This is a genomic window from Vibrio sp. V19_P1S1T109 (genome assembly GCF_002241375.1).
GTDB classification, from domain to species: domain Bacteria; phylum Pseudomonadota; class Gammaproteobacteria; order Enterobacterales; family Vibrionaceae; genus Vibrio; species Vibrio anguillarum.
Window position 1 is genome coordinate 1 of record NZ_NDIM01000051.1, and the last position, 14,394, is coordinate 14,394.

At 47.9% G+C, this 14,394-nt stretch carries 17 protein-coding genes; 12 read left to right on the plus strand and 5 right to left on the minus strand.

Annotated elements, in window-relative coordinates:
* The first annotated feature begins 105 nt into the window (after positions 1–105).
* The 6 genes from citC to citG are packed head-to-tail and all read left to right on the plus strand — an operon-like array spanning position 106 to position 5,376.
* Positions 106–1,161, plus strand: coding sequence for a [citrate (pro-3S)-lyase] ligase (gene citC, locus B9J87_RS02535; protein ID WP_164996739.1), 1,056 nt, complete (start codon positions 106–108; stop codon positions 1,159–1,161).
* A gap of 51 nt (positions 1,162–1,212) precedes the next feature.
* Positions 1,213–1,509, plus strand: coding sequence for a citrate lyase acyl carrier protein (gene citD / locus B9J87_RS02540; RefSeq protein WP_017050622.1), 297 nt, complete (start codon positions 1,213–1,215; stop codon positions 1,507–1,509).
* A complete protein-coding gene (citE, locus tag B9J87_RS02545; protein WP_000164137.1) occupies positions 1,506–2,381 on the plus strand; it encodes a citrate (pro-3S)-lyase subunit beta in 876 nt (291 codons plus the stop codon). The genes citD and citE overlap by 4 nt, the downstream gene beginning before the upstream one ends.
* 10 nt (positions 2,382–2,391) lie before the next feature.
* On the plus strand, positions 2,392–3,921 hold the full coding sequence (citF, locus tag B9J87_RS02550; protein ID WP_094124833.1) for a citrate lyase subunit alpha: 1,530 nt from the start codon (positions 2,392–2,394) through the stop codon (positions 3,919–3,921).
* Entirely contained in the window at positions 3,918–4,454 is a 537-nt protein-coding gene (gene citX / locus B9J87_RS02555) for a citrate lyase holo-[acyl-carrier protein] synthase (RefSeq protein WP_017048258.1), read from the plus strand. Before citF ends, citX begins: the two co-directional genes overlap by 4 nt.
* A complete protein-coding gene (citG, locus tag B9J87_RS02560; protein ID WP_017048259.1) occupies positions 4,432–5,376 on the plus strand; it encodes a triphosphoribosyl-dephospho-CoA synthase CitG in 945 nt (314 codons plus the stop codon). Before citX ends, citG begins: the two co-directional genes overlap by 23 nt.
* A 238-nt stretch (positions 5,377–5,614) precedes the next feature.
* Here citG and B9J87_RS02565 read toward each other — a convergent pair whose 3' ends face one another.
* Entirely contained in the window at positions 5,615–6,481 is an 867-nt protein-coding gene (locus B9J87_RS02565; protein ID WP_094149301.1) for a YicC/YloC family endoribonuclease, read from the minus strand.
* Positions 6,482–6,659: 178 nt separating this feature from the next.
* On the opposite strand from B9J87_RS02565, the gene rph reads away from it, so the two are divergent.
* Positions 6,660–7,376 (plus strand): ribonuclease PH, encoded by a 717-nt coding sequence (rph, locus tag B9J87_RS02570; protein WP_017042236.1) that lies wholly within the window; start codon positions 6,660–6,662, stop codon positions 7,374–7,376.
* A 394-nt stretch (positions 7,377–7,770) separates the two neighbouring features.
* The gene (gene pyrE, locus B9J87_RS02575; protein ID WP_013855722.1) at positions 7,771–8,412 is read left to right on the plus strand and encodes an orotate phosphoribosyltransferase; all 642 of its coding nucleotides are present in this window, start codon (positions 7,771–7,773) and stop codon (positions 8,410–8,412) included.
* Between the two features lie 101 nt (positions 8,413–8,513).
* On the opposite strand, the gene lpxM is transcribed toward pyrE, so the two are convergent.
* From lpxM to coaBC, 4 genes are all read right to left on the minus strand, one after another.
* Complete coding sequence (gene lpxM, locus B9J87_RS02580; protein WP_029189937.1) at positions 8,514–9,491, minus strand: lauroyl-Kdo(2)-lipid IV(A) myristoyltransferase; 978 nt, start codon at positions 9,489–9,491, stop codon at positions 8,514–8,516.
* 22 nt (positions 9,492–9,513) lie between these two features.
* Positions 9,514–10,461: an LpxL/LpxP family Kdo(2)-lipid IV(A) lauroyl/palmitoleoyl acyltransferase gene (gene lpxL, locus B9J87_RS02585; protein WP_094149302.1), complete on the minus strand. Its 948-nt coding sequence runs from the start codon at positions 10,459–10,461 to the stop codon at positions 9,514–9,516.
* A 56-nt stretch (positions 10,462–10,517) separates the two neighbouring features.
* Positions 10,518–11,108 (minus strand): nucleoid occlusion factor SlmA, encoded by a 591-nt coding sequence (gene slmA / locus B9J87_RS02590; protein ID WP_013855724.1) that lies wholly within the window; start codon positions 11,106–11,108, stop codon positions 10,518–10,520.
* 208 nt (positions 11,109–11,316) lie between these two features.
* Positions 11,317–12,531 carry a bifunctional phosphopantothenoylcysteine decarboxylase/phosphopantothenate--cysteine ligase CoaBC gene (gene coaBC, locus B9J87_RS02595; protein ID WP_094149303.1) on the minus strand — a complete coding sequence of 405 codons (1,215 nt, stop codon included), beginning with the start codon at positions 12,529–12,531 and terminating at the stop codon, positions 11,317–11,319.
* A 221-nt stretch (positions 12,532–12,752) separates the two neighbouring features.
* Here coaBC and radC point away from each other — a divergent pair, with 221 nt between their 5' ends.
* The 4 genes from radC to B9J87_RS02620 all read left to right on the plus strand — a co-directional run.
* Positions 12,753–13,427: a RadC family protein gene (radC, locus tag B9J87_RS02600; RefSeq protein ID WP_094149304.1), complete on the plus strand. Its 675-nt coding sequence runs from the start codon at positions 12,753–12,755 to the stop codon at positions 13,425–13,427.
* Between the two features lie 277 nt (positions 13,428–13,704).
* Positions 13,705–13,941 (plus strand): 50S ribosomal protein L28, encoded by a 237-nt coding sequence (gene rpmB, locus B9J87_RS02605; RefSeq protein ID WP_004397476.1) that lies wholly within the window; start codon positions 13,705–13,707, stop codon positions 13,939–13,941.
* Between the two features lie 13 nt (positions 13,942–13,954).
* Positions 13,955–14,122, plus strand: a complete 168-nt coding sequence (gene rpmG, locus B9J87_RS02610) for a 50S ribosomal protein L33 (protein WP_010318992.1) — start codon at positions 13,955–13,957, stop codon at positions 14,120–14,122.
* Between the two features lie 173 nt (positions 14,123–14,295).
* Positions 14,296–14,394: transposase (locus tag B9J87_RS02620; protein WP_176429464.1), on the plus strand; the 99-nt coding region annotated here is incomplete at its 3' end.

Genomic DNA, 14,394 nt, shown 5'->3' on the forward strand with positions numbered 1-14,394 from the left:
ACCATAAAGAGCGTTAACCACGGGAAATAAAGTGATTACCCTCATTAAACCTTTGCGGCTTAATTTAGATAATAAAGTCAGAAAAAATAGGTGAGGAAGCCGACCATGGTAGATATTTACACCTTCTCGCGAGTTTCAAGCAAGAATAAAACCAAGCTCTTGCAGATCAAAGAGTTTCTCTGCCAGCATCAGCTCACGGTTGATGAGGATGTTGAGCATTTTGTGGTGGCTTACGGTACAAACCAAATCATCGCTTGCGGTGGAATTGCGGGGCATGTGTTGAAGTCCATCGCGGTTTCTCCTGCGCTGCAAGGGACCGGTTTTGCGCTCAAATTGATGACCGAATTAACCAACTTCGCTTATGAAATAGGGTGTTTTTCACTATTTCTATTCACTAAGCCGACCAATATAGATTTATTCCGACAGTGCGGTTTTTTCTTAGTCGATAAAGTCGAACCGCATATTGCTTTATTAGAAAATAGCCCAAATCGTCTTGCGGTTTATTGCAAACAGTTGCATTTATTAAAAATGTCTGGGCGTAAAATTGGCAGTATTGTGATGAATGCCAATCCATTTACCTTAGGTCATCAATATTTAATTGAACAAGCCTGTGAACAATGTGATTGGGTGCATTTATTTGTGGTAAAAGCAGAGAATAAAGATTTCTCTTACGCTGACCGTATGGCCATGATTAAGGCAGGCAGTAAACACTTATTGAATTTAACTATTCATTCTGGCTCGGATTATATTATTTCGCGCGCGACCTTCCCTAGTTATTTTATTAAAGATCAGCAAGTGGTCAATCAATCCCATACTGCGCTGGATTTAAGTATTTTCCGCCATTCAATAGCACCTGCCCTTGGCATTACGCACCGCTTTGTCGGCAGTGAGCCGATTTGTACGGTGACGCGTAACTACAACCAAGCCATGCGCCGCTGGCTAAAAGAAGCGCACGATGTCAGTGCGCCGATCCAAGTAGTGGAAATTGAGCGCAGTCAGCAAGCCTCGCAGCCGATCTCCGCATCGCGCGTGCGTTACTTGCTCAAACAATTTGGCGTTGCCGCGATTGTCGATCTCGTGCCGAAAACGACTTATTCCTACCTTTGTCAGAATTATGCGGAACATTCGCTACAGGCCGCACCGCAACTGTTAGCGGTATGAGCGCAGTGCTGACACTGTTTTATCCAATAACTCATTAACAAGGTTGTACCCATGAAAATTGCCCATCCCGCCTTTGCGGGAACACTGGAGTCCAGTGATCTTCAGGTTCGGATTGAACCCAATAACGATGGCGGTATTGAACTGGTGTTAGACAGTACCGTCGAGCAGCAATTTGGTCATGCGATTCGTCAGGTCGTGCTGCACACCCTCGACGCGATGCAAGTGCACGATGCGTTGGTCACCATCGAAGACAAAGGCGCGCTGGATTGTGTGATCCGCGCGCGCGTACAGGCGGCAGTAATGCGCGCTTGTGAAGTTCAGAACATTGAGTGGAGCCAACTATCATGACCAAACTTCGTCGCAGTATGTTATTTGTGCCGGGCGCGAATGCCGCCATGCTCAGCAATACCTTTATCTATCAACCCGACTCCATCATGTTCGATCTGGAAGACTCGGTCGCGCTGCGTGAAAAAGACACCGCGCGGATGTTGGTGTTCCATGCGCTGCAACACCCTATGTATCAAGAGATGGAAACCGTGGTGCGGGTCAATCCGCTCGATTCTGAATTCGGCATCAAAGACCTTAATGCCGTGGTGCGTGGCGGAGCCAAAGTGGTGCGTCTGCCGAAAACCGATAACGCCAACGATGTAATTGAGATGGAAAAAGTCATCGAACAGATCGAGCGTGAATGCGGACGTGAAGTGGGTAGCACGCGCATGCTAGCCGCGATTGAAAGCGCGCAGGGCATTAACAACGCAGTCGAGATTGCCTTTAGCTCACGCCGCCTGATTGGGATTGCGCTTGGTGCGGAAGACTATGTACGCGATCTGCGCACGCAGCGTTCAGCAGAAGGGATTGAGCTGTTGTTTGCGCGCTGCTCCATTCTGCAAGCGGCACGTGCTGCCGGGATCATGGCGTTTGATACGGTCTATTCGGATGCCAATAACGAAGAGGGATTTTTGCGTGAAGCGGAGCATATCAAGCAGCTCGGCTTTGATGGCAAATCACTGATTAATCCGCGCCAGATTGACCTGCTGCACAACGTGTTTGCCCCAACACAAAAAGAGGTCGATCACGCCATTGCAGTCATCGAAGCCGCTGAAGAAGCAGCAGCAAAAGGGCTGGGCGTGGTTTCCCTTAACGGCAAAATGGTCGATGGACCCATCATCGAACGCGCACGTTGGACACTGCAACGTGCTGAATCCGGCATCAAACACTAAAGGTCACCTCATGAGTATCAATACATTAAATAACCCTCTGTCTGTGCTGGAAGTGGAACGCTACGCGTTGACGCCTTACACCCAAGCGCACGCGATCACGCCGCATTTACTGGATGAGTCAGCGAAAAAAAGTCGCAAAGTGAAAAGCTCGATCCGTGAAGCGATTGTCGATCTTGGTTTAAAAGATGGCATGACCATTTCTTTCCACCATGCGTTTCGTGGCGGCGATAAAACCGTCAACCTAGTGATGGAGGTGATTGCCGAATTGGGGATTAAAAACCTCACGCTCGCCTCAAGCTCGCTCACCTCTTGTCACTCGCCTTTGATTGAACACATCAAAAACGGCGTAGTGAGCAAGATTTACACCTCAGGGATCCGCGGAGTGCTGGCCGACAGCATTTCTAACGGCCTGCTTGATGAGCCCGTGCATATTCACTCGCACGGTGGTCGTGTGCATTTGATCCAAAGCGGTGAGCTGTACATCGACATGGCGTTTATTGGCGTACCTTGTTGCGATGAGTTTGGCAACGCTAACGGCTTTAAAGGCAAATCCAATTGCGGCTCACTCGGCTATGGCAAAGTTGATGCCGAGCACGCTGAAAAAGTGGTGATGCTGACTGAAGCCATCGTCGGTTTCCCGAATTTCCCTGCATCGATTACTCAAGATCGTGTTGATGCAGTCGTGCAAGTGGCGGAAGTGGGCGACCCAAGCAAAATCGGTGGGGATGCCACGCGCATGACCACCAACCCACGCGAGCTTCTGATTGCCAAACGCGCTGCAGAAGTCATCGAGCATTCAGGCTATTTCTATGATGGTTTTTCAATGCAGACCGGTTCGGGCGGTGCATCGCTCGCGGTTGCGCGCTTTTTGAAAGAGAAGATGTTGCGCCAAAACATTCGCGCTTCTTTCGCTCTCGGTGGTATCACTGCGACTATGGTGGAAATGCATGAACAGGGACTGATTGATTACTTGCTCGATGTGCAGTGTTTCGATTCGGTGGCGGCGGGCTCGTTAGCGCGCAATCCACATCATCTCGAAATCTCTGCTAACGAATACGCCAACCCAAGCTCGAAGGGGGCGGCGGTGGATAGGCTGGATGTGGTTATCTTGAGTGCGCTGGAAATTGATACCCAGTTTAACGTTAACGTGATCACCGGCTCTGATGGGGTAATTCGCGGCGCATCCGGCGGTCATTGTGACACGGCGGCGGCGGCAAACTTATCGATTATTGTGGCGCCTTTGGTGCGTGGCCGCATTCCGACCGTGGTCGAGAAGGTCACTAACGTCATCACCCCAGGAGCCACCATCGATGTGTTGGTGACGGATCAAGGTATCGCGGTAAACCCGAATCGTCCCGAACTGAAAGCGCGTTTCATCGCGGCGCAACTGCCCGTTGTCGAGATTGAAGCGTTGCAACAGCGTGCGGAGTTGCTGACGGGTAAACCCCAGCCGTTGCAATTTGAAGACAAAACCGTTGCCTTTGTTCACTACCGTGACGGTTCGATCATTGATGTTATCAAGCAGGTAAAAAGCCTATGAGTCACCATCCGGATCTTTCAGTCAGTCTGGACCAGCTACTTCTGCGTAAAGAAGTGCGGGTTCGGCAACAAGGTGAGTGGCTAAAACGCCATTCACTGCCTCTGGTTTCTTTCACGGTTAACATGCCGGGCGCGGTTAAGCTCAACGCTGCCAGCCAAACCGTGATGGATGCAGGTATGCGTGCCATTCAAGAACTGTGTCAGCAAACGGGCTGGCGGCAAGTGGCTTGTCAGCTGTTGGTGGAAAAAACGGGGCCGGAAGCCTTTGTGGTGATTCAGGCTCCTTCAGCCAGCATGTTGAAAAAAGCCATGATGAAGATTGAACGCGAGCACCCGCTAGGGCGACTGATGGATCTGGATGTGCTTGATGTCGATGGGCATATTATTTCGCGCCAAGGTGCGCAGTTGCCAAGACGGCGCTGCTTGCTGTGTGAACGTGATGCGGTGATCTGTGCTCGCTCGCGGCAGCACGGTGTTGAGGCTTTGTTGGCTAAAATCGAGGAGATGGTTCATGACTATTCCTGCTGCGCTTGATCTTCTGCTTGAACTGCCTAGCCAAGCCTCTGGCACAAGTGGCGCGAAAACGTTCAGCTTGCCTCGCTTAGTGGGGCATCTGGCTTATCATGCCATGATGTTAGAGGTGCATCTCACCCCTAAACCGGGTTTGGTGGATACTGCTAATAATGGCGCGCACCGCGATATGGATCTCAACACTTTTATCGCCAGTGCCGAGGCGATTGCGCCTTATCTGCAATCTTTTGTCAGTGCAGGTTGGGAGAGCGCGGGAAATCCGGCCGCTCAGTTGCTGACCGCCTTGCGCCCGATTGGCATAGAAGCTGAGCAAGCCATGTTTGCTGCCACTCAAGGGGTGAACACCCATAAAGGGATGATTTTTATCTTGGGGCTTATTTGCGGCTCTGTGGGGTGGCTCAAAGCCAATCAACTCAAAATTGATGCGCAGCATATTGGCGAAACCATTCGCCAAGCTTGCCAGTTTTTGATTATTGATGAGCTAAAAGCGAAGCGTGAATCGGCTCCCAAAACGGCAGGCGAGCGAATTTATCGTCGGTACGGTTTAACCGGCGCACGCGGTGAAGCCGCTTCTGGCCTTGCGATGGTGATGCAACATGCGCTGCCAGCCTACCAAGCCTGTTTAACCAAAGGAGCTAGCACCGAGCAAGCCTTGTGGCATACCTTATTGGTGTTGATGGCCAACAATAACGACAGCAACCTCGCTGCTCGCGGTGGATTAGAAGGGCTGCATTTTGTGCAAGCGCAAGCGCAGCAACTGCTCGCCAAAGGCGGCTTTTTATATCAAGAAATTGAACAAGCTCTTACGGCGCTCGATAGCGCGATGATTGAAAAACACTTAAGCCCCGGCGGCAGTGCAGATCTATTAGCCGCTACTTGGTTAATTAATGAGTTAGCGCAATTGTTTCAAGTCCGTCACGAGTAATTTTGATTGTTAACTTTAAGATCGGAAATTCTTAAAAAGCAGCCATAACTGGATGCAATGTTGAATCGATATTTGAAATCAAGAGACTTTTGGGGTAAGCACAATTCGTCATAGTATTCTCTCTCGTGCTGGAAAGTTACTCACCAGTTGGTTGAAAACAGAGGCAAAGACCTGTAATTTCCTGAAAAAAAGCCCCTATTTACAGGGGCTTGGTAAGCTTAGAGAGACTCAAAAACCCTTATTCGATGTTTTGGATCTGCTCTCTCATTTGCTCAATCAGAACCTTAAGTTCTACGCCAGAGGCCGTAATGTCGGTGCTGATTGATTTCGAGGCTAACGTGTTCGATTCGCGGTTAAATTCTTGCATCATGAAATCGAGCTTACGGCCGCATGAACCGCCTTTTTTGAGCACATTACGTGCTTCTTTGACGTGAGAATCGAGGCGGTCTAACTCTTCGGCAATGTCTGATTTTTGTGCAAGTAAAATCAGCTCTTGCTCGACGCGTGTCGCATCAAGCTCAATCTTTGCTTCTTCAAACTTAGTTAATAGACGTTCACGTTGCCATTGCAGGATTTCTGGCATGCGTGCGCGCACTTTTACCACTTCTTCACTGATCGCCGTCAGGCGTTGTTCGATTAACGCCTTCATGTTGTCACCTTCACGGCCACGTGCGTCAATGAATTCAATGATTGCGTCATCAAAGCCTGCTAATAAGGCTTTATTAATGCTGTCCATGTCTTGTTCTGGCGTTTCCATTACGCCGGGCCACTGCATTATTTGAAACGGATTAATGCGGCTTAGCTCGCCCGTCATGTGCATTACTTGGTTGGCGGCTTTAATCACTTGATTGGCGAGTGCTTCATTGATATTCAGCTCACTTTTAGCCGCAGGGTTTGCTTCATAACGTAAGTGACATTCTACTTTGCCGCGCGCTAAACGTTGGCGAAAGCGTTCACGCAGTACAGGCTCAAGACCACGAAATTGTTCCGGCAGGCGGAAGTAGGTTTCAAGATAACGTTGGTTTACCGAGCGAATTTCCCATACCGCGGTACCCCAATCACCTTTAACTTCTTTACGCGCGTACGCGGTCATGCTGTAAATCATTGATTTGTCCTTTGCTCACGAAGATGAAATATCAAACGAGAGATATGTTAGCACTAGCTTCACGCGTGTACTAGGTTCACGCCAATGCAAAGGGTGACCAACCTAGCGTCAAGGCGGCTAATCCGCTATAATCTCGCCCCAATCGATTCCGTCTCACCCGATAAAAGGTAGATGCACTATGCGTCCAAATGACCGCGCGGCCGATCAAATTCGCCCAATTAAAATCACTCGCAACTACACTGCTTATGCTGAAGGGTCAGTATTGGTGGAATTTGGTAATACCAAAGTATTGTGTAATGCCACTGTCGAAGAGGGTGTTCCTCGCTGGTTGAAAGGTCAGGGTAAAGGTTGGGTTACTGCCGAATACGGCATGCTGCCACGTGCAACCCATTCACGGACTCGTCGTGAAGCGACCAACGGTAAACAAGGTGGCCGCACCATGGAGATCCAACGTCTCATCGCTCGCAGCTTACGTGCTGTGGTGGATTTAGAGGCAATGCCAGAGGTGATGATCACGGTTGACTGTGACGTTATTCAAGCGGACGGCGGTACTCGCACTGCATCAATTACGGGCGCAAGTGTGGCACTGGCGGATGCGTTTGCTCATCTGGTTGCTAGCGGTAAATTGAAGAAGAATCCAATGAAAGGCCATGTTGCTGCTGTCTCAGTTGGCATCTTGGGTGAAAACATTTTATGTGATTTGGAATACGTGGAAGATTCTGCCGCCGACACTGATATGAATGTGGTGATGACTGAAAACGGTAAGATGATTGAAATTCAAGGCACCGCAGAGGGTGAACCGTTTAGCCATGAAGAGCTGATGGATTTACTGGCCGTTGCCAAGAAAGGCATCGCTGATATTGTTGAAGCGCAGAAAGCATCGTTATTAGATTGATCAAGTAGCTCCCGGTTGGGGGCTATTTTTTTGCCCGTTTTATTCATTGTATTGTTGTACGTGATGACCCCACCCTAACCCTCCCCTATAAGGGGAGGGAATAAAGGAAGTGTTCCTAATATTGCCCTTGAATGGAGGGAATTCATCATCTTAGTACCTCTCCTTTTAGGGGAGGCGAGCATTATCTTAGTACCTCTCTTTTTTGGGGGAGGCGAGCAGCATCTTAGTACCTCTCCTTTTTCGGGGGAGGTGAGCACCAGCTTAGTACCTCTCTTTTTTCGGGGAGGCGAGCAGCATCTTAGTACCTCCCCCTTTTAGGGGGAGGCTAGGAGGGGGTTGTTCTTGTTGAGAAAGCGAAATAAACCAAAGTGTATGAGTTAAGAGAGAGAAAATCATGAAAGCATACCAGCGTGAATTTATTGAATTTGCACTAGAAAAAGAAGTCTTGAAGTTTGGCGAGTTTACTTTGAAGTCTGGCCGAAAAAGCCCTTATTTCTTTAACGCTGGCTTGTTTAATACTGGCCGTGATTTAGCGCGCTTAGGGCGTTTTTATGCCGCTGCTTTGGTCGATTCTGGGATTGAGTTTGATGTGCTATTTGGACCGGCGTACAAAGGGATCCCAATTGCGACTACAACTGCAGTAGCGTTGGCTGATCATCATGATGTTGATACGCCGTATTGCTTTAACCGTAAAGAAGCGAAAGACCACGGTGAAGGCGGTAACTTGGTCGGTAGCGCATTAGAAGGGCGCATTATGCTGGTGGATGATGTCATTACAGCTGGTACTGCCATTCGTGAGTCGATGGAAATCATTCAAGCTAACGGTGCGGATCTTGCTGGTGTCTTGGTGGCAATTGACCGCCAAGAAAAAGGCAAAGGAGAGCTTTCTGCAATTCAAGAAGTCGAGCGTGATTTTGGTTGCGCGATCATCTCAATTGTTAGCCTGACCGATCTGGTTACTTACCTTGAAGAGAAAGGGGCAGATGCTAAGCACCTTGAGGCGGTAAAAGCGTATCGTGCTCAGTACGGAATTTAAGCATCAACTTATTTGCGAATCGTAGAGCTACTTGTTGAAAAGTAAAAGCCCCGAGTTTGTCGCTCGGGGCTTGTTTGTTATGAGTTTAGTGATTCTAGCGATTAACTTTGATCGCCATGGTGCGAGTTATCGTAAATTTCCGAGCCATCACGCTGCGTTTTCAACAGTGATAAATTCCACATGTACTGTTCTGGGCGTGGTGTGACTAAATCTTCAATCGCCTTATTCATAGCGCGTGCATCTTGCTCTTCATCGCCCGTTGGAAAGTTTTCTAATGCAGGCAAAATATGCACTTCGTACTTACAGGTTTTATCGTTATAAGCAGGCAAAATTGGCACGACTTTCGCCTTTGATAGGCGCGCCATTTTACCAAAACCTTTTAACGTGGCTTTTTCAGTGCCAAAGAATGGAACAAAGACTGAGTTGGCCGGGCCAAAGTCTTCATCGGGCAGCCAGTAGCCTAAGTATCCATCTTTAATTGAACGTACAAACGGTTTTACCCCTGCATCACGTGCAAAAATACGTCCGCCATATTGCATACGTTGGACGTGCATTAACCAATCACCGATAGGATTGCGCTGTGGCTTCATGATGGTGGTTACTTTATAGCCTTTTGCAGCAAGCATTACCGCAGGGTAATCGACCGCCCAAGCATGAGGGGCGAGGATGATCACGTTCTCGCCAGCATCTAACAATGGCAATAAGTTCTCTTCACCAATCATGATGCCGCGTTGCTGATTGTGTTTCGTGGAACGAACCAAAAACTCCGAATAACCGAGCATGTATTGTGCTGCTTTGACAAAGGTTTCTTCCAAAATAGCCTGGCGTTCTTGCGGGGATTTTTCAGGAAAGCATTTTTCCAGATTCACTCGCGTGCGGCGTACAACACGGCCGTTTTTGCGTACCGCAAAGGTGGATAATTTGCGTGCTAGCCTATCTCGCCATACGGGTGGCATAAAGGCGAACAGAGCGGCAAAGAAGATCCCAATCCAAGTTCCCCAATGTTTTGGGTGTAAAAAAGACCATTGGAATGTGGGGTTGTGCAAGTGTTTGTCTGTGCTGTTTTCGTTGTTGCTCATTGAAAGCAAAACCTTTTTCTAGTTATAAATAGCGAGAGTTAGTTAACGTTTCATCTGGCAAAGATTTAAAACGCTTATGCAGCCACATCCACTGTTCTGGTGCGCGTAGAATCACTTCTTCAACGTATTTATTCATGTAAGCGGCGGCGGCGGTCATGTCATCTTTTGGATAGTCGCCATCAATGGTTTTATCGGCGATGATTTCGTATTTTCCGTTGGCGTTTCGAAACCCTGAACCGGGCACAATCGCACATTGGCTAGTATAAGCCAGAATACTGGTGCCTGTGGTGGTACACGCTTCTTTGACCGCAAAGAAGGGAACAAACACCGATTTGTTATGGCCGTAATCTTGATCGGGTAGATAAAATAGGCGTTCGCCCTTTTTGAGTACGCGGATCATCTGTTTAATGTCGGTGCGGTAGATTAGTTTATTGCCATTGCGTGTGCGACCACGGTATTGGATAAATTCATACGCAGGGTTGCTGTGTGGGCGGTAAACGCCATAGCCTTCAAGGCCTATTACACCAAAAGCGCGTGCTGTAATTTCTAAATTTAACGCATGTACGCAACACAGCAGTGCGCCACGTTTTTCTTGTTTGAGTTGCAAAAGGGCACTGACATCTTTCACATCAAGCAGGCGAGCAAAACGCCAAGTCGGCCAAAACCAAGTAATTCCGGTTTCTATCAGCGCCATGCCAGTGTTTTTAAAGTTTTCGTTAACAATTTGCTCAATCTCATCTGCACTTTTCTCTGGAAAAGATAGCTGTAGATTACGCGTGGCAATGTGTACTCGCTTGTTAGCAAAGCGCATTCCAAACGCGCCCATGCTGCGTCCTATTTTTAGTAACGCAGAATAAGGAAGCAGGTTGACCATTAAAGCGAGTAGCCCAAAGCTAAGCCACACGCCCCAATATTTAGGGTGCAGTAGCGAGAGGGAAAACTCAGGTTTACCGTATTTTTCTTTGCTCATTACTCTTGATTCTTTCACTGATGATGATTCTTTGTCACGACGGTGGTGGTTTGTTTTTACTGAATCTGAGCGCTTAATAATGCCCAATACTCTTCAAAATTTGCCGTCGGTTGGTATTTAAAGTCAGATCGCACAAAGCGATTTAGGCTTCCTTCCACTTGGCCAAGCAGTTGAGCGGCTAAAATGCTTTCGTCGACGGGGAAGGATTTACCTTCACGCAGTTTACGTTCGCGAAGGATCTGACGTAGTGACGTTTCTATGCGTTCGAACAGTTGGTTGATCCGTTCACGCAGTCGCTCATTTTCAAACATTAGAGCATGGCCGGATAAAATTCGTGTCAAGCCCGGGTTACGTTCCGAAAAAGCCAAGATAAGCTGTAGCACTAAGCGGATGCGGTTGAGTGTATCTTTCTCTTCATCCAAAATGCGATTAATCCGCGACATTAAAGACTCTTCAATAAACTCAATCAAGCCTTCAAACATCCGTGCTTTACTCGGAAAATGACGGTACAAAGCCGCTTCAGAAACGCCCACTTGTTTGGCTAGCTTTGCTGTGGTGATGCGTGATGCACCATCGTTAGATTCCAGCATTTCAGCGAGTGCTTGTAGAATCTCTTCACGACGATTGATTTTCTTATTGACGGCCATGACCCGATTTCCTTTTAGTTACCACATGCTTGTGAGCAAATATTTATACCCTTCAGATGGTTTGGGTATTGTCCATTAAGCGCAGTAGTTTAACGGACAGTTTTCGGACTGCGTAGCGTAAAAATGAAAATGATTGAACTGGGTGGTGATTTTACCACCCAATAAACGCTATGAACCCTAAAAGAAGCTTAGAACGTCTGTCTGTAGCCTACAGTTGACTCGCGATCAGTTGTATCAGCGCGTGAGCTAATGCAGATTTTGAACTCAAAGGTAATGCTTGCTCTCCGCCTTGCCAATAAACGGTCAGCGCATTGTCGTTACTATTAAAGCCTTGGCCCGCAACAGAAACATCATTGGCGCAGATCATATCCAGTTTTTTGTTGAGCAGTTTAGCGCGGGCATATTTTTCAACTTGCTGCGTTTCAGCAGCAAAGCCTACCGTGAACGGGCGGTTTTCGTTCAATGCGGCTACGCTGGCGACGATGTCGGGATTTTTGACCATGGTGATGAGCATGTGATCGCTCGCATCGGTTTTTTTGATCTTTTGATCGGCGACGATCTCAGGGCGATAGTCGGCTACGGCGGCGCAACTGATGAACACATCATGTGATTGCGCTTGCGCCATCACTTGCTGATGCATATCGCAGGCACTTTCCACATCAATACGTTGTACTTGTGGCGGTGTGAGCAAATTGACCGGGCCACTGATCAGAGTCACTTTCGCGCCCAATTGAGCGGCGGCCTGCGCAATCGCATACCCCATTTTGCCTGAACTGTGGTTACTGATATAGCGAACTGGATCGAGTGCTTCACGGGTTGGGCCTGCGCTAATCAACAGTGACTTACTGGCGAGCAGTGTGTTGTTTGCCACCTCTGTTTGGAAAAAAAACTCGCAGCGCTCAACCAATTGCATTGGCTCAAGCATGCGGCCCGGGCCAACATCGCCACACGCCTGTTCACCAGCTGCTGGGCCCCAAATCATCATGCCTCGGCGTTTAAGCGTGGCAATATTCTCTTGTGTGGCGATATTGCGATACATCTGCTGATTCATTGCCGGCGAGACGGCCACTGGCGCATTGGTGGCTAAAATCAAAGTGGTGAGTAAATCATTACCCATCCCTGCGGCGACGCGCGCGATGAGATCCGCTGTCGCGGGAGCCAGTAGGACTAAGTCTGCCCATTTGGCAAGTTCAATATGGCCCATAGACGCTTCGGCGGCTGGGTCTAATAAGCTATCTGAAACTGGCCTGCCAGAGACGGCTTGCATGGTCAGTGGCGTTATAAACTCTTTTGCAGCGTGGGTCATCACCACTTGTACTTGAGCGCCTCGTTCAATCAAGCGACGTGTTAGCTCAGCACATTTATACGCAGCAATACCGCCGCTAATGCCGAGCAGAATCTTTTTTCCTGCCAGTGTTTGCATTATCTTTTCCTCAAAAATTCTGCGCATTATGTTAGCACAACTCTCGCATCGAGTGACCTTATGATCCGCTCAATCCTTTCATATTGGACGAGTGTTTCTGCGTCTTTCATCACTTATCAATTACAAAAAACCATGAATCAAGCCTAAATAAAGAGAAGCAAAGTTGCAGGCTTGGCTATTTCTCTATGTTGTCTGAGTACCTTTAGCCCTAGGAGTGCTTAATGAGCCTCAAATCACTGCCCATAGAATCAATGCCACGCGAAAAATTGCTTGCTCGCGGTCCTCAGGCATTATCTGATGCTGAACTGCTGGCGATTTTTCTTCGTACTGGTACTCAAGGAATGAATGTGCTCGCTCTCTCGGATCTGCTGCTGCGCGAGTTTGGATCACTTCGAGCGCTTTTTTCGGCCAACCAGCAAGAGTTTTGCCGCCATAAAGGGTTGGGCGAAGCCAAATACGTTCAATTGCAGGCGGTGCTTGAAATGACGCAGCGCTATTTGGCCGAAACGCTCAAACGAGGTGGCGTTTTGACTAGCCCAGAGCAAACCAAGCTTTATTTATCGAGTGTGCTACGCGATCGCCATCGAGAAGCCTTCTATATTCTGTTTTTGGATAATCAACACCGAGTGATCAGCGATGAAGTATTGTTTGAGGGGACGATTGACGCGGCCAGCGTTTACCCTCGAGAGGTAGTTAAAAGAGCACTCCACCATAATGCGGCGGCATTAATATTGGCCCATAATCATCCGTCAGGCGTTGCTGAGCCTAGCCAAGCCGATCGCAGAATCACACGTCGATTAACCGATGCACTAGCGTTAGTGGACATCCGTATTTTGGACCATTTTGTGGTGGGCGATGGCGAGGTAATTTCTTTTGCAGAAAGAGGGTGGATTTGAATCACATTTTAGGTTGTGACTTAAGATTATTCTGGTATGATTCGCGCACTAAATTATCAACCTAAATCAGCTCTGCTTAAAAAAAGATCGCCAAATCCGTAAAAAGGATCTGTTCGGGTCTTGAGCAATGCATGTCAAGTTAGTATAATACGCGACCTTTGATAGCCTTGTATGGATTTTCCATAACGGTTTTTAACCTCAAACTTCTTAATACATCGAGAACGAGGTTCGGCCACCAAGGTTGATATCGAGCTGAAACGATTTGGAGAAGACATTCATGTCCCGAGTATGCCAAGTAACTGGTAAGCGTCCAATAACGGGTAACAACCGTTCACACGCACGAAATGCTACTAAGCGTCGTTTTCTGCCGAACCTACAAACTCATCGTTTCTGGGTAGAGAGCGAAAAACGTTTTGTTAAACTACGTCTAACTGCTAAAGGCATGCGTATCATCGATAAGAAAGGCATTGATGCTGTTCTTGTTGATATCCGTGCACGTGGCGAAAACGTTTAAGAGGAATTGAGCAATGGCTAAAGGCATTCGTGAGAAAATTCGACTAATATCTTCTGCAGGTACTGGTCACTTCTACACAACTGACAAGAACAAACGCAACATGCCAGGCAAATTTGAGATCAAGAAATTTGATCCAGTAGTTCGCCAGCACGTTCTTTACAAAGAAGGCAAAATCAAGTAATTGATTTTACGCTTTGTAAGCATTGAAAGACCCAGCTTTGGCTGGGTTTTTTATTGTCATCCCTAAACCACCGCCTTGGGCGGTGGTGATTGAACCTTGGGGCTATTGCCCGAAGGAGTGCCCATGCTAGAAGTAAACCTCTTATTCACCACAAGTAAGAGGAAACTAAAAACATGGGCGATTATAGAAGTTCATCACATGTATATTGGCGTTGCAAATACCATATAGTTTGGACTCCGAAATACAGATTTAAGATATTGAAAGGGAATGTA